Genomic DNA, 19,328 nt, shown 5'->3' with positions numbered 1-19,328 from the left:
TGATTACACCCCTTTATTTTTATCAGAATAATATGATAATAATAAATTATACACATTATATATAGAAGTGTAAATTTATTTATACATTTAAGTCGGGGAAAGTAAACAAATAGCGGTGAAACCACTGGCATCAATTTTGCATCCTATCCAATTAACAATCATAACGAAATCTTAACTTGTGCAAAGGGGAAAAATAATGAATGTCATCCATACGGAAGTTGCAATTATAGGCGGCGGTATCGTCGGATCATCGATTGCGTATTTTTTGGGGAAGAAGGGTATTGATGTAACCGTTATTGAAAAAGGGGAGCTAGCAAGCGGCACATCATCTAGATGTGATGGAAATATACTTGCTATTGATAAAGATCCTGGATTCGACAGTCAAATGTCATTGGTCAGTCAGCAAATCATTAGTGAACTGAGTCAGGATTTGACTTGTTCTTTTGAATATCGGGCACCAGGAAGCATCTTAGTATGTGAGACGGATGAGGAGATGGATGCAGCCAAACAGTGGGTGGATAGACAGAAAGCACTCGGTCTACCATTTCGTATGCTAGATCGACAAGATATTCGTGCTGAGTCTCCGTATCTTGCAGATGATCTGCCAGGTGGCCTAGAATGTGCGACAGATTCAACAGTGAATCCCTATTTATTGACTTATGCATTATTTGAGGATGCCGCCGAGAAGTATGGTGTCCATATTCACTTACGGACGGAAGTTAAGGGGATTACTCGAAATAAAGCTGCTAATGGCTATACGATTCATACGAGTGAAGGGGATGTGACGGCCTCGAAGATCGTGAATGCAGCGGGTGTGTGGGCTCCGCACATTGGTCAGATGGTTGGTATCGATATTCCGATTGTTCCCCGAAAAGGACATCTCATTGTCGCATCGCGACAGATGCCAGTGGGGATGCGTAAAGTGATGGAGTTCGGGTATTTGATCTCGAAGTTTGGCGGAGAGCGAAAGGTAGACGAACTAACGGCAAAGTACGGCGTTGCACTCGTATTTGAGCCGACGGAGAGCCAGAACTTTTTGATCGGCAGCAGCCGGGAGTTTGTCGGTTTTGATACCTCTTGCAATATGGAAGTCGTTCGCTGTATGGCAAGGCGGGCATTGCGTTTTTATCCAAAATTAAATGACTTTAACATTGTGCGAACCTATACCGGATTAAGACCGTGGACGAGTGATCATCTGCCGATTGTGTCGGAAGTGAAGGAACTACCAGGATTTTATATTGCGGCTGGTCATGAGGGTGATGGCATTAGTCTTGCAGCAGTAACAGGTAAGCTAATGAGTGAAATGATAACAGAGCAGTCACAGACGGTGATCTCTCCTGAGCCACTTCGATTCGAGCGATTTAAAGAGAGGGTGAACATGTAGTGAGAACAAAGAAGACATTTACAACCGTGGATACACATACAGGAGGCAATCCAACAAGAACGGTGATTAGCGGACTTCCTAAGTTAATTGGCAATACCATGATGGAGAAAATGCTCTATATGAAGCGTGAGCATGACGATGTTCGTCGCATTCTGATGTATGAACCAAGAGGGCATGAGGTGATGTCAGGTGCCTTGCTTGTTGAACCATGCCATCCTGAGGCTGACATTGGGGTCATCTATATTGAGACGGGTGGCTATTTGCCAATGTGCGGACATGATACCATTGGGGTGTGTACAGCTCTGGTGGAGACGGGTATGATTCAAGTATCAGAGCCTATAACAACTCTCAAGCTCGACACGCCAGCCGGATTAGTAGAGGCAGCGATCACGGTTGTGGATGGGAAGGCGACGAAGGTTGCTTTTCATAATATCCCGGCATTCCTTTTGACAAGTATGGAAGTTGAGGTTGAAGGATTAGGCAGTGTGTATTGCGACATCGCTTATGGCGGTAATTTTTATGCGATTATAGATGCTCGTAAAATTGATCTTGAACTTATACCATCGAATGGTTCGACCATTGTGGAGACTGCTATTCGGATCCGCAAAGCGATTAATCATAAGGTAGATATTGTGCACCCTGAAATTCCATCGATTAGGGGACTGACTCATATTGAATTTTTCACAGACCCTACGCATCCCGAAGCGGATGTGAAGAATACCGTTATTGTTCCACCCGGTGGAATTGATCGGTCTCCGTGTGGAACAGGGACGTCTGCGAAGCTTGCAACCTTATACAGTAAAGGTGAGCTTGCGATGAATAAGGAGTTCGTGCATGAGAGTATAGTTGGTTCTATATTCAGGGCTGTAATTGTAGGAACAAGTGAAGTTGGCGGATTGCCTGCAGTGTTAACGCGCATTGAAGGATCAGCATGGATGATGGGCATGCATACGTTTATAACGAATGAAGAAGATGCCTTAAATGAAGGGTATCTACTCATACCGCCTGCGGATGATCATTAATGAAATTATTTTATCTATCTTCGTGATGTGAAAAATAGGATAAAAAAGCGGCATGTTTGGCATGTGGATGTTTTGAAAAATCCATGATGTTAAATATGCCGCTTTTATTATCAGAAAAATAAATAAATTATTTACATGCATTTGATCATGTCCTAATAAAATGACGGTAGGATGAGGATGATTGTCCTGTTCGTACAAGATTCATTTTTAGGAGGAAAATAAGATGTTCCTACGTAAAGCCTCACGATGTTTGCTCGCTCTAACGATTGTAGTAAGTCTATTCTTTGGAGGAGGGGCACCTTATTGGGCTCATGCTTCCACGGTTGACACCAAGGGGCATTGGGCAGAAAAAGAAATGCAGGTATGGGCAGAGCTCGGTCTGATGCGTGGATACGCGGATGGAGCCATGCAGCCGGATACGAATGTAACACGCGCTGAGTTTTTTGCTCTTGTAAATCGTGTGTTTGATTTTCAAACACAGTCTGATGCGGTGTTTAGCGACGTTAGCGCAAAAGATTGGTATGCATCAGATATCGCTAAGGCAAAAGCAGCAGGTTATTTAAGTGGGGATAAAGATGGGAAGATCCGACCAAATGCTTTTATAAGCAGGCAAGAAGTTGCGGTGGTCATGAAGTCTATCCTTCGTCTCGATGCTGCTAGCAGCAAATCAGTTCGTTCATTCACAGATGAATTGTCTATTCCACAATGGAGTAAAGATGCAATTGGAGCTGTAAGTAGTAAAGGTTACATGACCGGCTACGCAGATGGTTCATTTCAACCGACAACTTACATTACACGTGCCGAGGCAGTCTCGACATTAGATCGTGTCCAACAAATAACAAGTCGTACGGTCGTATATGGTCAAGCGGGTACGCTTAGCACATTTACAGGTGACAACCTCATTGTGACAAGCAGCGAAGTTAAGTTGAATAAACTTACGATTCCCGGTAATCTCATCCTTGCTGAGAGTGTGGGGGAAGGTAATGTTCACTTACAAGGTGTCACGGTAAAAGGAAAAACGATCATTCGTGGCGGTGGACCTAACAGCATTGTTCTGGAAGATTCACAGCTTGGCGACGTAGAAGTTCGTAAGAACAATGGTGCTGTTCGCGTAATAGCTCAAGGTACAACCTCAGTAGGTCATACTCATATGTTATCTGGAGGTACACTTGAAGAACGTAGTCTGACAAAAGGTGGATTTGGCAGGGTATCGGTTGAAGTTGGCACCCCCCCACAATCCACAATCCGATTAACAGGTAGCTTTGATAACTTGCAAGTCTATGCACCACAAGTCATTATCGAATTAAACAATGGTGCTGCGATTGAGAGCTTAACTATGCATTCAGGAGCTTGGCAGAGTATCGTTGATATGAATGCGAATGCAATGATTCGTAATGCCGTATTCCATTCCCCTGTAACAATTAAAGGCAGTGGTAAGATCGGTCATGCTTTTGTTCATATAAAAGGTGTAAGCTTCACCACGGCACCATCAGCATTAACATTGTCATCCGGTATTACAACGCTTGTGAATGACAAAGAGGTAAAGGATTCCACTTCAGCAACACCATCTACAACACCTCCATCATCAAGCTCAGGCTCGGGATCACCTTGGACCCCAAGCACACCAACGCCAACACCAACACCGACACCAACATCAACACCGACACCAACATCAACATCAACACCAACACCGACACCGACACAAACATCAACACCAACACCGACACCGACACCAACATCAACACCAACCCCAACGACGACACCGACACCAACCCCAACGACGACACCAACCCCAACACCAACGCCAACACCAACACCAACGCCAGTACCTACACCGTTCCACGTTAGGGTGTTAGGGCTTAACGATCTTCATGGCAAAATTGATCAAACTTACAGCGAAGATTTGAATGGCGATAAAATCCCCGACATAACTGTGGGCAGAATGGATGTACTTGCTGGTTATTTTAAAACGATAAAAGCATTAGATCCAGCGCATACTCTTTTCGTAGAGACAGGTGACGCATGGGGTGGCAGTTCCCCTGTATCTGGACTCCTACAAGATGAGCCAACAATTGAAACCATGGAAGCAATCGGATTCGATGTGGGTACGGTTGGTAATCATGAGTTTGATGAGGGAACGACAGAGATGCTTCGCATGATTAAAGGCGGCGTGCATCCACAAGGCAAAGGGACACCGAATTATAATGGAATTCATTTTCCAATATTAGCTGCTAACGTTATATATAAAGATAACGGTCAGCTTGTATTAGATCCTTATGCGATAAAAGAAATAGATGGCGTGAAGATCGGTTTTATTGGTGTCGTGACTCGCAGTGCAGCCAATATGGTGATGCCTGCCGGTATTCAGGATATTGATTTTACGGATGAAACAGACGCTGTAAATAAATACACCGAAGTACTGAAAAAGCAAGGTGTCAAAGCGATCATCGTGCTTGCGCATATGGATGCAGAAGGCATGGGTGATAAAGTAACTGGTTCAGCTGCTACGATGGCTATGCATTTGGACAATGAAGTTGACGTTATTTTGGCAGGGCATAGCCATAAATTAGCCAATGGAACAGTCAATAACAAATTGATTGTGCAAGCATGGGAGTATGGAAAAGCTTTTACAGATATTGATTTGCTCATTGATCCTGTTACGAAAGATATCATTCAGAAAAAAGCAGAGATCGTGTACACGGATCACAGCAAGCAGACACCAGATAAGCAAGTAAATGAAATTATCACAAAATATACAGACAAAGTTCGCCCACAATTGGAACAAAAGGTTGGTCATACCGTTAACGCCATGGAAGGCAGTTACACGAATAATGGAGATCACGCGTTAGGTAACTTGATTGCAGATAGTATGCGGGCTGCGATGAACACCGATTTTGCACTTATGAATGGTGGCGGAATTCGAGATAAGTTAAGTGCGGGGGACATCACTTGGGGGCAGCTGTATAATATTTTGCCATTTAACAACATTGTGATGAAGGTAGATATTAAAGGTGCCGATCTAACGAAGATCGTTAATGCGCAATTAAGCAAGCAGTATGGCCCAGATTACAGTATTAGCGGGTTCAAATATGTGTATCATCCCGATCAGAATAAGGTGACTTCGATCACATTCCTAGATGGTTCTCCAATTATTGCCGATCGCACTTATACATTAGCTGTAAATAATTTTATGTATACTGCGACAGGTGCTAAGTATGCACCAATTGGACAGCTAGGTCATAATCCGGTAACAGGCCCAGAGGACCTTGAGGCACTCGTAAGCTTTGTGAAAAGCTTTAACAATCCGATCAATTATCTAGTCGAGGGACGTATTAAAAAAGATGATGGCGGCAGCAATCCGAATCCAGATCCATCTTTGCTAACGATTGCGAAAGTACGTCAACTTACAGATGGTACATCCGCTAAGATACGAGGAATTGTTACAACGACACCAATTGTAAGTACCAATGCAGCTAAGGGAAGCTTCTATGTGCAAGACGACACCGGGGGGCTGCTGGCATTCTCACCTACGGTGGATGGTGGAACTACTCTGTCGATAGGAGATCGAGTAGAAATAAGCGGAAAAGTATTAACGTATCAGGGAGAGGTAGAACTGGATAAGTCAGCGGTTACCAAGCTGAGTTCAGAAACTGCTCCTACAGCAAAAATCGTTACATTCGACCAACTTACAGCTCATTATGGAGAGTTAGTAACGGTTGAGAATGTCACGGTCTCCAATGTGACAGTTCAGAAATTTACGGTGACGAAGTCGGGTGCGAGTTACGATGTGTTTTTACAAAAATATAGTGTGCCAACTACCCTGAAAAATGGCGACATCGCTTCTGTAACCGGAATCGTTGGTGTATTTAGTAATAAACCGCAGTTGTATCCTCGCTTGTCTACGGATCTTATCAGTACTGGAGGACTAAGTGATGCTGAAATTGTAGCGCATGATCAAACTTCACTTACCCTTGATGAGTCGACAGGCATCACATCTGATATGGCATTGCCAAATCTAGGCGAAAATGGTTCCAGTATTACATGGAGCTCCAATTTACCAGCGTTTATTACGGACGCGGGCAAAGTGACTCGACCTGTCAAGGGCGAACCTGGTGCCAAAGTCCAATTGACAGCTACATTAACCAAAGGAATTGCAAAAGCACAAAAAACATTTACATTGACGGTCTTAGCTCAGACGAAATCAGTTCAAGATATGCTTGATGAAGCGGCAGCTCAAGTGAGTATTTCTTATGATGGAACGGCACCTTCCATTCATTTGCCTACATCAGGCTTAAATAACACCCAGATTACATGGACGTTAAAAAATAGCTCGGATTCTTCCATTGTGAATGTATCGAATGGTCAAATCACACGAGCAGGACTTCCTCAAAATGTTAATGTGGTGCTGGTTGCAACGTTCACTTTGAATGGCACGGATACGGTAAAAGAATACACGATTCAAGTATTTAAGGTGGATGCAAGCCCAATTCAAGTAAATGGCGTAACGGAGAGCGACTCAAATGTAAAAGGGACTGCAAAACGAGGTTCAACCGTCACGGTACGAACAGGCTTGTTGACGCTTGGATCAGGGCTTGCGGATCCTGCGACAGGTGTATTCTCCGTATCTATTCCACCGCAAGAAGCGGGTACAGTGCTTGAAATTAAAGCAGTGAAAACAGACGAAGGTTATGCAAGTGAAGCGGTGTATGTACTCGTACTTGAGGCAGGAGTCATGACCGATCAAGACGCGGTGAACGGTGCTTTGGTGGCTTTGACAGATGAGATAGTCAAGAAAGATAACGTAAATTTACAACATGTAATAGGAGCACTCCAATTACCAACAACGGGTGTGAACGGCACAACCGTATCATGGATTTCCAGCAATCCTTTAGTCGTTGAGATAAATGGTGCAATTAAGCGTCCTTTAAATACTGAGCCGGATGCAGTCGTTACACTGACAGCGACGGTTAAACGAGGCGCAGCTTCGAGTACGAAGAATTTTGTAGTAACAGTAAAAGCAATGACCGAAGATCGTCAGATTGCCAAGATTGATCTGATCACAGCTAGTACTGTCAAAGGATCTGCCTACTCCTTACCCGCACAAGTGAAAGCTACAATGAACGATGGAACAACTGAGATGATGAATGTTGCATGGACTCCAGCTACTGCTGATACAAACACAGTAGGCACATTTAGCTTTGAAGGAACTGTTGGTGGTTATGCACCGAAGGTACAGTTGACCTTAACGGTCACAGAGCCAATTGCAGGGCTTACAGTTGCGGAAGCAAGAACAAAGGCTAAGGGAACCCCAGTTACAATTGTAGGCATCTTAACTTCGAAAAACGCCTTGAGCAATGCGAATGAAGTTTTTGTTATTGCAGATCAAAAAGGTGTTGTAGACTTTAAAGCGAGCAATGCGATTCAAGTGCCGACTAACGCTACTAAATATTGGTCTCCGGCAAGTCTGAAAACGATTTTGGATAATGCATCTATCGATTCACAGGTTCGCATCTCCGGTACAATTGATGATTACAATGCCGTTGTATCGCTTGAAGTAATTACAGGCGTTGAGGTGTTATCCAATCCAGGGCCAGATCCTAAACCTACACCGAATACAGCACCTGTGGCCAAGAATGTAAAAGTAATGGGATCAACAATTGTCGGTCAGACACTGACAGGTAGCTATTTGTATGAGGATGCAGATAATGATCCAGAAGGCATCTCTATTTTCAAATGGTATGCGAATGATGTTGAAATTGCTGGAGCTGTTAAGGCGAGCTATGTTCTTACAGGAAATGAATTGGGTAAAACCATTACTTTCGAAATTACACCTATTGCTTCAGCTGGTATTTCTCAAGGTATTGCTGTGAAAAGTGCAGCTACACCAGCAGTGAAGGGTGCAGATCCCGATCCAAAACCAGACCCAGATCCAGTGGTTGTGATGGTGGAAGGCTTCAATAGCAATTTTAAAGGTGGTTACGCAAGTTCTAATGTGACATTGAGCTCTGGAATCTGGACGATGGATAATGCGATGGCTTCAAATGATAGTAATGACAGGAAAAATGGCACTAACTCGGCTCGTGTTAAAACGGGTGGAAATATGAGTATGAATTTTGATGTAGCGGGTGCCAGCACATTTGAAATTTACTCCGCAAATTATGGGGCAGATTCAGGGTCTCAATGGAAGTTATTTAAATCAACAGATGGGGGTTCAACTTGGACAGAGATAGCTTTAGTTAATGAGAGTGAGAGTACACTAACTCCACATATTTTTACCATCAATGAAACAGGCAATGTTCGTTTCAAAATTAGCGTGACAGGCGCAAACAATAAAAGAATAAATTTCGACGATATCACAATTCGTAAATAAGGAGGTCTGGACATGGTACTATTTTCAAAAAAACGGAAGGCGATCATATCTCTAGCTGTCTCCCTCACTTTAGCAGGAGCCCTATTCTTAGTCCCTGCACAGGCCGAGAAAGCAACAGATCCTGCTCCAAAAATTGCAGCTGTCGGTACGCAAAAAGGAAAAGTGTTGTTCGATAATACACATGGTCAGACCGCAGGTTCAGCGGATTGGGTCATTGATGGTGGGTTCTCGGATTTTGCGAATGGAGTTGCAAAGCAAGGGAATTTTGTTTCTGAACTTCGTAAGACAGCACCTATTACGTATGACGACCTGAAAGAATATGATGTATTCGTAATTCCCGAAGCTAATATTCCATTTAAAGTGACAGAGCAAGCTGCCATGCTGGAATATGTGCAAAAAGGGGGAAGCATCTTTTTCATCGGGGATCACTATAACGCAGATCGTAATATGAACCGCTGGGATGGGAATGAATCGTTTAACGGTTACCGTAGAGGAGCGTGGAACGATCCAACCAAAGGTATGAATGCAGGTGAAAAAGCATCAGCAGCTATGCAAGACGTACAAAGCTCAGATTGGCTCGGGCAGAATTTTGGCATTCGTTTTCGCTACAATGCTCTTGGTGATATTACAACACCTTCTATCGTTGAGAAGCCTGCACAGGCTTTCGGAATTACGAAAGGTGTCCAAACGGTTGAGATGCATGCGGGCAGCACGCTTGCTATCCTTGATCCGAATAAAGCCAAAGGAATTGTCTATTTACCAAAGACGACATCGGTATGGGGGAATAAAGTAGATAAAGGCAATTATGCAGGCGGTGGAATTGAAGAAGGCCCATATGTTGCAGTGGCAAAAGTCGGTTTAGGAAAAGCGGCTTTTATCGGAGACTCCTCTGCGGTTGAAGATGCCACACCGAAGTATAAAGACGAGCGTAATGGAAAAGTCAAAACGACATACGATGGATTTAAGGAAGGCGATGACGGGGTTCTACTCATTAATCTCATGAACTGGCTCGGTAAACATGAAACGTACAAGAGCTTCGATCAAGTGCAAGGTCTAGAGCTGAGCCTAGAAACAAAGCTTATTACTGCAGGACCTGAGAATGAAATTCCTCAGAATTCAATCGAACCGAAAAATGAGCCATGGTCACAACCGTCGGGCGGATATAAATGGTATGATCCATCCACATTTGCAAATGGGGCTTATGGGAAGTAACTTATATATCTTGTAAAAATGACACCCTTCGACTCGTTGGAGTTGAAGGGTGTTTATTTGTCAAAATCGAAAATAAGGTGTTGACAAAATACTACTTAAAAAATATAGTAGAGAATAGGTTGGCAATACTTGTAAAACTATGAACAAAATATTAAATATGGCACACTAATTCGAAAGATTAGGTCGCAAAGCCAGGAGTCTAAGGGTCAATTGACTAATGATCGTCCGGTTGCATTTAACGAACTTTTATGTTGATGCAGCGGGGCTTTTTTATTTTGTTAGTCCATGAATTCACAACTGAATAGGCACACTAACTCGAAAGATTAGGTCGCAAAGCCAGGAGTCTAAAAGTCAATTGACTAATGATCGTCCGGTTGCAAATAACATCATGTTATTGCAATCGGATTTTTTTGTTTGTAAAAAGATTATTTCGATTTATTAAAGGAGTGGAAACAAAGCAATGAAACTAGTATTTAAGCGATTAGTAACTTGGTTATGCACGGTTGCAATTCTATTGGGACTTTTACCAGGGACACTTTCTCAAAGTTATGCAGAGACTGCACCTAGTAACGGTCCTATCTGGCCTAATCCAGGAGCAATTAACCTGACGAAAAAAGCAGAGCCAACTTCAATTAAAGACGAATGGAAAGTCACACTTACAGCTGAGGGGAAAAATTTAAAGATTGGCTCAGACGTTGTGATTGTAATCGATCGGTCTGGAAGTATGGAAGGCACACGCATGGATAACGCAAAAAAAGCTGCTAACAAATTTGTGGATCTGTTGTTGGGTAAAGGATCGATTTCGAATGTTGCAGTAGTATCATTTTCAGGGAATGTAGAAGATGTATCTGGTTTTGTTGGTGCATCAGGAGCTGAAGGTTTAAAAAAACAAATTAATAAAATAGAAGCTGAAGGCGGCACAAACATCCAAGCAGGAATAAAACGTGCGAATGAGTTGCTTTCAAAAAGTAGTGCTAAAAATAAAGCGATTGTACTTTTAAGTGATGGTGAACCAACGTATAGCTACCAAGCAAGTAAAGCTGCTGACTACACACAATGGATCGGTAGTAAACATAATTTTATATTGTCTAATTTTAATTACAAAAACAAAATTGGTACAGGTAAAAGTTATTCGACATCTGGATACAGCATTATAAAGAAGCCTGGATATTGGGATAATTCAGGCTGGTGGCCAGTATGGGTTCCTGATGAAAAATATGAAATTAAAGATCATGGAATTGGAACGATATCAGAAGCTAAAATGGTAAAAGATTCGAAAATAAAAATCTATACAGTAGGTCTTGAAGTAAATGGAAATGAGGACGCTACTTATGTATTAAAGAATGTTCAAAGTGATGGTTACTATCCATCCAATAGCTCGGAATTAGATAAAGTATTTACCGAACTAGCAGGTAAAAGCGTATATGCAGCAGCTGATGCAGTCGTTGTTGATCCAATGGGGGAATTCTTCAATCTGAAGTTGCAGGGTAAAGAACTTACCGCATCCGATTATACAACTTCACAAGGAACACTAGTGTGGGACGCATCGAAAGAAACATTTACATGGAAAGTCGGAAACATAATTGAAGGCGCACCAGCGCAGTTAACTTATACAGTAAAAATGGATCCAAAGAAAAATCCTGAATCAGGTAAGTTGTATCCAACTAATGGAACGACAACAATCACATATAATGATGCTACTGTTACTCAAACCAAAAAGGAGTTTGAAGTACCGAAAGTAAGTATCGGAAAAGGATCAATCCTTGTAAAAGGTTACAAGGTTAATGCTGATGGTAAACCAGTAAATGAAACAGGTGAACCAGTCGAGTCACCAGATAAGGCACATGAGGTTTATAGTGAAAGTTTTAAACCAAATGGACAAGAAGCACTGGATTTAAGTAAAACTTACACTGTTCCTGCACCATCAGTTAAAGGTTATACTTTTAAAGAAGGAAAAAATCCAACAGAAGTTGAACTAACTTCCACGAACCCTTCTAAAATTGTATGGTTTGGATTTACGGCTAATCCCGTAATAAAAACAGTAACAGTGAAGTATCTGGAAATTGGAACAAATAAAGAGTTACAAAAACCAACAACTGAAAGTGCTGAGGCTGGTAAAACAATCGAATTAAAAGCACCTGCAATCGATGGTTATATAGCGGAAAATCCGACTGTAAGTATTACAGTCGGAAGTGTAAGCGAGCATATCTTCTACTACAAAGCTAAAGAGAAAGACAAAGGAACAGTGACTGTAAATTACCTGGAAGCTGGAACTAATAAAAAATTAATGGAACCAACAACAGTAACTGACGAAGTTGGTAAAATGGTTGAGTTAGTAGCACCAGGAATTGAAGGGTACGTAGCGCAAGAACCGACGCATAATTTCACAATCGGTACTGGAAGCGAGCACACTTTCTTCTACAAAGCGAAAGAGAAAGACAAAGGAACAGTGACCGTAAATTACCTGGAAGCAGGAACTAATAAAAAGTTAATGAATCCAACAACAGTAACTGACGAAGTCGGTAAAGTGATTGAGTTAGTAGCACCAGGAATTGAAGGGTATGTAGCGCAAGAACCGACGCATAACCTCACAATTGGTACTGGAAGCGAGCACACTTTCTTCTACAAAGCGAAAGAGAAAGACAAAGGAACAGTAACCGTAAATTACCTGGAAGCTGGAACTAATAAAAAATTAATGGAACCAACAACAGTAACTGACGAAGTCGGTAAAGTGATTGAGTTAGTAGCACCAGAAATTGAAGGGTACGTAGCGCAAGAACCGACGCATAACTTCACAATCGGTACTGGAAGCGAGCACACTTTCTTCTACAAAGCGAAAGAGAAAGATAAAGGAACAGTGACCGTAAATTACCTGGAAGCTGGAACAAATAAAAAATTAATGGATCCAACAAAAGTAACTGACGAAGTCGGTAAAGTGATTGAGTTAGTAGCACCAGGAATTGAAGGGTACGTAGCGCAAGAACCGACGCATAACTTCACAATCGGAGCTGGAAGTGAGTACACTTTCTTCTACAAAGCAAAAGAGAAAGACAAAGGAACAGTGACCGTAAATTACCTGGAAGCTGGAACTAATAAAAAATTAATGGAACCAACAACAGTAACTGACGAAGTTGGTAAAGTGATTGAGTTAGTAGCACCAGCAATTGAAGGGTTCGTAGCACAAGAGCCGACGCATAATTTCACAATCGGAGCTGGAAGTGAGTACACTTTCTTCTACAAAACAAAAGAGAAAGACAAAGGAACAGTGACCGTAAATTACCTGGAAGCTGGAACTAATAAAAAATTAATGGAACCAACAACAGTAACTGACGAAGTTGGTAAAGTGATTGAGTTAGTAGCACCAACAATTGAAGGATACGTAGCACAAGAACCGACGCATAACTTCACAATCGGAGCTGGGAGTGAGCACACTTTCTTCTACAAAGCGAAAGAACCAACAATTAAGTACGCTACAGTAATAGTAAAGTTCTTAGAAGAAGGAACTAATAAATCATTATCATTATCAATTCCGGTAGAGGATCAGGTTGGAAAGAGAATTGAGTTGAAGGCAGTAGCAATAGATGGTTATACACCTATACAATTAAGTGCTTCGTACTTGATTACTGATGTGGAAAACCAAGAATATCCTTTCTACTATACAGCGAATAAAACTGTTACTCGTAATGTAACTGTGAAGTACCTTGAAAGTGGTACAAACGAGAAACTAGCTGAACAAACTCAAGTACCAGGTGAAGTAGGTAAATCAATTCCACTTACTGCTAAGCAGATTACTGGTTATACACCTAAAACACCAAGTAATTCATATCCAGTAACTGATTCAGAGCAACAAGAGTTTATCTTCTTTTACACGAAAAATGTTGTAGTACCTGTTACTCACAAAGTAACTGTAAAGTACCTAGAAAGCGGAACTAATATTGAATTAGCTACATCAACTCAAGTATCAGGTGAAGTTGGAAAACCATTCACACTTATAGCGCCTTCGATAAGTGGTTATACAGCGACTCAAGCAAGTGCAACATACGTGGTAACGGACAAGGATCAACAAAGCTACACCTTCTTCTATACGAAGAATCAAACTAGACCAGATCCGGACCCGGACAGAGGTAACGGAAATGGCAATGGCAATAATACAGTGACTCCTTTACCGCCAGTACCAGTATTACCGCCATTACCACCATTGCCACCGAAGCTGGAGAAAGATCTTCATGCTGATTATGTAACAGGCTATCCAGACGGTACGATTCGTCCTGAGAATAACATTAGCCGTGAAGAGGTAGCGACTATTTTCTACAGATTGATGGAAGATAACAGCCGTAAAGAGTATTTCTCAACTAAACAATCTTTCACAGATGTAGAAAGCGCACGTTGGTCGAATAAATTTATCGCGACAATGAGCAACGCTGGTGTGATTAGTGGTTACCCAGGTGGTATTTTCAAACCAGGAACTCAAATTACTAGAGCAGAGTTTGCAACGATCGCATCTAAGTTTGATAAGCTCGATGAAAGAGATAATGATTCATTCACTGATATCACAGGTCATTGGGCTGAAAAATATATCGCATCTGCAGCAAATAAAGGCTGGATCAAAGGTTATGATGACAAAACGTTCAAGCCAGATCAGTATATTACTCGTGCAGAAGCGATGGCATTTATCAATAGTGTATTAAATCGTAAAGTGAAAAACGAAGGTATTCACCAAAACGCGAAGAAATGGCCAGATAATCTAGTAGACAAATGGTACTACAGAGATGTACAAGAAGCTACGAATAATCATGACTACACGCGTGATAATGATTCTGAAGTTTGGAAAGAAATTAAACCAGATCGCATTTATCCTTAATCTAAAAAGATAAAAAGAAGTTCCTCCCACCCTACAAGGATGAAGAGGAACTTCTTTATTTATAAGAGGCCTTATTTGTTAAAAAGCTTGTCCAAGAAATCGTAAGTTAATGGCATGTCTTTTTGTAGGCTTTCACGTGTTGCTTTGCTGTATAAATAAAGTGTAGCTGTTTCAGCAAAGTATTCCGTTGGATAAACCGATACGTATCCATCACCTTTATAGTTAATGTCAGCTTCTTTTTTGAAAATGTTATTAAACTCTTTACTTGCACTCACTTCACCTAGCGCCATACGATCAACAGCGTGAAGGGTTTCATGAAGCTCTAAATTCTGGCTATTATGACCTTTATGTTTGTTACTGAAACCAATGCGAACGATCACGTTATTCGTGCTCACGCCTGGAACGTCATCCCAAGTGAGTCCAGTTTGTTCCCAACCTCTTGGTGTAACTCCTTTATATTGAGCCAATTCTGGCTCATTCGTAATTTTACCGTTAACCAGTTTGATTTTTACCGATTTATCCTTTAAGCCTTGTAAAAGTGTTGCAGGGATCTTAGCTAGTCTTTCCTTCATATTATCTGCTTCTTTGGTATCGTATTTATCTGTAGGTAATGTAACGATATCATTCACAAGGGCGAATGCGTCACTTTGAGCATTGACAGGTTTAATTGCAGTCACACTGCTTAAGAGTACAATAGCAGCACAAGCTGCGACAATAACACGTTTCATATAAAAAACCTCCCGATTTTGCTAGATTTATAGAAAATCTTCGCCGAACGGAAGGTTTGAAATTACGCATATACGTAATACTTCCATACCGGCAACTGGCTGGCATAACGGTTATACCGTCTTAGCCCCTATAGTTTTGCGTCTCCATTTTTCAATGGATTTGCCCTTATCAATATGAGTCTTAGAACAAACAAAAAACCCCTCTTTACCTAGTAAAGAAGGGTTGTAATAACGTAATAAACGTTAAACCTCAATACCGGTAACTGGCTGACATAGCGAAAATCGCCTTAGTCCCTATAGCTTTGCGTCGCCACTTTTCAGTGGGTTTGCCTTTATCAATATGATAAAATATGTAATTTGGAAATCTATGAATCTACTAATAGATTAATACTCAATATATGGAAAGTCAATGTATATTTTGATATATGAATGAACTAATATGTTGTCAAAACAAAAAAACTGTGCTCAACAATGAGACACAGTTCCAAACCACTCAAACAAACTTCCGTTGATGTTTCTTTCCATCGAAGGTAAACTGCACTTTCTTCTCCTCTATCATTGTCTCCAAGTGGACAGTCTTTCCCCATAGCTGCTGGATGTAAGGTAAAGTTTTTTCTAAATATTTCAAATCAAGCTCCATTCCTTCATAAGAATGAACGAGAAACAATTCGCCGTTACGCTGGTAGTCACCATCAAGGACTTCAATATAAGGGAAACCGCCATTTACACGGGAGTAAACGAGCTGATCTCGAATATTCTCCCACGTTTTGTCGGTTATTTTCCATTCAGGACCCTTTTTTTCGAAAATGTAAAGGTCTAATTCATCAACAAGTTCCTTCGTCATATAATTTCGAATAAATGAGCTATCCGATTCGACCTCTCTCACTTCAAAAATCTTATCTCGATCCCAACGTTTTTCGATGTCCTCGAATATTTTTAAACCCAAGTAATAAGGGTTCAGACTGTTCCGAGAGGGGATGACGACGGACGAATTGAGCTTTGAATACTCAATGGTTTCTTCCTCTGTCAGATCCAATTCACGGAGAATGCGCTGATGCCAGTAGGATGCCCAGCCCTCATTCATGATCTTCGTCTCCATCTGTGGCCAGAAGTAGAGCATTTCATCACGAAGCATGGTCATAATGTCACGCTGCCAATCGGAGAGATCAGGGGCGTATTCTTGGATAAACAGGAGCAGGTCCTTCTCTGGTGATGCTGGGAATTGTTTTTTCACAGGTGTATTATCCGGTTCTTTCTTGGTAGAACTATCAATATTCCATAAATCCTCATACCCTGTTTGCCGTTCTGGAATTGGCTTAATCGTTGTATGCCTGCCATTACGATGACGCTGCTTACGAAGTTCTGCCTCTCCCAAGTAGGGTTTTGTTAAGATTGGATCAACATGTTCTTGAATCGCCAGCACGGCATCAATAAACTGCTCAACTTCCTCTGCACCGTATTCAATTTCGTATTGGCGAATGCGTTCAGCTGTGGCAGCCATGCTATCCACCATATTCCGATTTGTCTTCGAGAAGCGAGCATTATTTTTGAAAAAATCGCAATGCGCGAGCACGTGTGCGACGATTAATTTATTTTGAATCAAAGAATTTCCTTCTAACAAGAAGGCGTAGCAGGGATCTGAATTAATGACAAGCTCATAGATCTTACTTAATCCAAAATCGTACTGCATTTTCATTCGATGAAAATTTTTACCGAAGCTCCAGTGCGAATAGCGGGTAGGCATACCATAAGCACCGAAGGTATAAATAATTTCTGCTGGGCATATTTCATAGCGCATGGGGTAAAAGTCCAGTCCGAAATTGGCAGCGATGTCGGTTATATTTTCAATTGCTTGTTCCAAGTCATTGATTCCGTTTGTAGACATGTCACACCCCCAGTTTACTAGGAGAGAAGAACGTTTTAAGCGCTTTGTACACTTCTCCCTTTTCACGAATGATATAGTGTAGGAATTTAGGATTATGGATGTTGCGATAAGCGGACATTAAAGTGGAAGAACGATTGTATTGATTGACCTCTCCATATCCGAACATATTTGATCGCTCCATAAGTTGGGTGATCAATTTGACACAGCGATCGTTATCTGAGGTTAAGTTATCTCCATCTGAGAAATGGAACGGATAAATGTTGTACTTTGCAGGTGGGTATTTGCGATCGATCAGATCAATAGCAGTCTGATAAGCAGATGAACAGATCGTCCCACCACTTTCCCCTTTTGTAAAAAATTCTTCTTCCGATACAACTCTCGCCTCGGTATGGTGAGAAATAAACACGATTTCGACATGTTCATATTTCGTCCGCAGGAAGCGCGTCATCCAGAAGAAAAAGCTGCGAGCAATATATTTTTCAAAAGAACCCATCGATCCTGAAGTATCCATCATCGCAATAATAAGTGCGTTGGATTGCGGGTTCTCGGTCTCTTCCCACGTTTTGAAACGAAGATCATCAGGGGAAATACCATGAATGCCCGGTTGACCGGAACTTGCGTTACGTTTGAGGTTTTCAAGAATCGTGCGTTTTTTATCGATATTGGACATAATTCCTTTTTTTCGAATATCATTAAAGACGATGTCGAGGTTCTGAATGTTGTCTTTTTCTTTGTTTTGGAGATTAGGCAGTTCCAGTTCTTGAAAAAGCATTGCTTGGAGCTCCTCAAGTGGCACTTCTGCTTCAAAATAATCCTCGCCTGCTTGATCACCAGCCTCCCCTTTTCCTTTACCGGATGCAGGAGTAGGTGTTGGATCAACGCCAAGCACATCGCCTACTTGAGAGTCACCATCACCTTGACCTACATGTTTGCTTTTGTTGTAGTTGTATCGAAGACGATATTCGTCTAATGAACGAATTGGCACCTTAATGATTTGCTTTCCGTCGGACATGATGATGCTTTCTTCGGTTACAAGATCGGGTAAATTTTTCTTAATGGCTTCGCGTACTTTTTGTTGGTGACGTGTTTGATCTTGATACCCTTTACGATGCAGCGACCAATCTTCGCGAGAAACGGTAAAAAGCGGCTTAATCACGGTGCACCTCCCTATAATTCATGGCATAGCATGACTTGTTATTCAATATATTCAAGATTAAGGGGGTTATGTGAGCGGGAGAGGATGGATTTTTCATCGGTTATTATTTAAATTAATATATAATTGATTTTTGCAAGATCAGAATAAGAGGGGGAAATCATATGAGTTTTTTCGGTAAAGTGAAAGAGGGAGCTGCTAAAGCAGCTGAGAAGGCAAAAGAAACAGTAGAGCTAACTCGTCTAAGTGCCCAAATTAGTTCGAAAAAGAAAGAAATTGATAAGTTGAATCAAAGTATTGGAGAAACTGTCTTCCAAGCTTATTTATCTGAGGATTTTTTAAGTTCGGAACCATCGGTTATTGCGTTATGTAGACAAATTACGGATGTGAATCAGGAAATAACAGCACTTGAACAGAAAATTAAAGAACTGAAGAATGAAAAAGATTGCGTTTGTGGCGCTTCTCTTCCAGTAGATACTAATTTTTGTCCAACATGTGGTTATAAATTCGCACCTCGTGTTCATGTAGAGGAAGCACCGCTGGAGAGATTGGGATCAGTCAAGGATGAAGACCAAGAAAAGTAAGAGAAGGTAGAAGCATCAAATTGGAGCATTCGAATGTACTGCACCTATTCGCAAAGGTTAGTATCCAACTAATCGTCTTGCGAGCAGGTGCTTTTTAATTCCTTTTTAGCGCGTTTCAAATGATCTGCC

Annotated in this window: 8 protein-coding genes, 1 pseudogene and 4 riboswitches; of the genes and pseudogenes, 6 read left to right on the top strand and 3 right to left on the bottom strand. The window is 41.5% G+C overall.

Going from position 1 to position 19,328, the window contains the following annotated elements:
• The first annotated feature begins 196 nt into the window (after window positions 1–196).
• From ACSBOP_RS16050 to ACSBOP_RS16030, 5 genes and pseudogenes are all read left to right on the top strand, one after another.
• Window positions 197–1,384, top strand: coding sequence for an NAD(P)/FAD-dependent oxidoreductase (locus ACSBOP_RS16050; protein WP_442601529.1), 1,188 nt, complete (start codon window positions 197–199; stop codon window positions 1,382–1,384).
• Window positions 1,384–2,406, top strand: a complete 1,023-nt coding sequence (locus ACSBOP_RS16045; RefSeq protein WP_442601528.1) for a proline racemase family protein — start codon at window positions 1,384–1,386, stop codon at window positions 2,404–2,406. The genes ACSBOP_RS16050 and ACSBOP_RS16045 overlap by 1 nt, the downstream gene beginning before the upstream one ends.
• Before the next feature lie 223 nt (window positions 2,407–2,629).
• Window positions 2,630–8,776, top strand: a complete 6,147-nt coding sequence (locus ACSBOP_RS16040; protein WP_442601527.1) for an immunoglobulin-like domain-containing protein — start codon at window positions 2,630–2,632, stop codon at window positions 8,774–8,776.
• 12 nt (window positions 8,777–8,788) lie between these two features.
• Window positions 8,789–9,982: pseudogene (locus tag ACSBOP_RS16035) on the top strand (DNA-binding protein); the annotation flags it as partial.
• A 155-nt stretch (window positions 9,983–10,137) separates the two neighbouring features.
• Window positions 10,138–10,225, top strand: a riboswitch (cyclic di-GMP riboswitch).
• Between the two features lie 57 nt (window positions 10,226–10,282).
• A riboswitch (cyclic di-GMP riboswitch) is annotated at window positions 10,283–10,370 on the top strand.
• Between the two features lie 78 nt (window positions 10,371–10,448).
• Window positions 10,449–14,849 carry a MucBP domain-containing protein gene (locus ACSBOP_RS16030; RefSeq protein ID WP_442601526.1) on the top strand — a complete coding sequence of 1,467 codons (4,401 nt, stop codon included), beginning with the start codon at window positions 10,449–10,451 and terminating at the stop codon, window positions 14,847–14,849.
• A gap of 71 nt (window positions 14,850–14,920) precedes the next feature.
• On the opposite strand, the gene ACSBOP_RS16025 is transcribed toward ACSBOP_RS16030, so the two are convergent.
• The 3 genes from ACSBOP_RS16025 to yhbH form a co-directional block, all read right to left on the bottom strand.
• Window positions 14,921–15,577 (bottom strand): anthrax toxin lethal factor-related metalloendopeptidase, encoded by a 657-nt coding sequence (locus ACSBOP_RS16025; RefSeq protein ID WP_442601525.1) that lies wholly within the window; start codon window positions 15,575–15,577, stop codon window positions 14,921–14,923.
• An 87-nt stretch (window positions 15,578–15,664) separates the two neighbouring features.
• A riboswitch (cyclic di-GMP riboswitch) is annotated at window positions 15,665–15,752 on the bottom strand.
• Between the two features lie 80 nt (window positions 15,753–15,832).
• Window positions 15,833–15,918: riboswitch (cyclic di-GMP riboswitch) on the bottom strand.
• A gap of 152 nt (window positions 15,919–16,070) precedes the next feature.
• Complete coding sequence (locus ACSBOP_RS16020) at window positions 16,071–17,462, bottom strand: SpoVR family protein (protein WP_442601524.1); 1,392 nt, start codon at window positions 17,460–17,462, stop codon at window positions 16,071–16,073.
• Between the two features lies 1 nt (window position 17,463).
• Complete coding sequence (yhbH, locus tag ACSBOP_RS16015) at window positions 17,464–18,618, bottom strand: sporulation protein YhbH (protein ID WP_442601523.1); 1,155 nt, start codon at window positions 18,616–18,618, stop codon at window positions 17,464–17,466.
• A gap of 161 nt (window positions 18,619–18,779) precedes the next feature.
• Here yhbH and ACSBOP_RS16010 point away from each other — a divergent pair, with 161 nt between their 5' ends.
• Window positions 18,780–19,199 carry a zinc ribbon domain-containing protein gene (locus ACSBOP_RS16010; protein WP_442601522.1) on the top strand — a complete coding sequence of 140 codons (420 nt, stop codon included), beginning with the start codon at window positions 18,780–18,782 and terminating at the stop codon, window positions 19,197–19,199.
• The last annotated feature ends 129 nt before the right edge of the window (window positions 19,200–19,328 follow it).

This window comes from Paenibacillus sp. KN14-4R (genome assembly GCF_052180255.1).
Classification (GTDB): domain Bacteria; phylum Bacillota; class Bacilli; order Paenibacillales; family NBRC-103111; genus Paenibacillus_AM.
The sequence above is the reverse complement of the archived record's forward strand: the minus strand, read 5'-3'. Positions and strand labels throughout refer to the sequence as shown.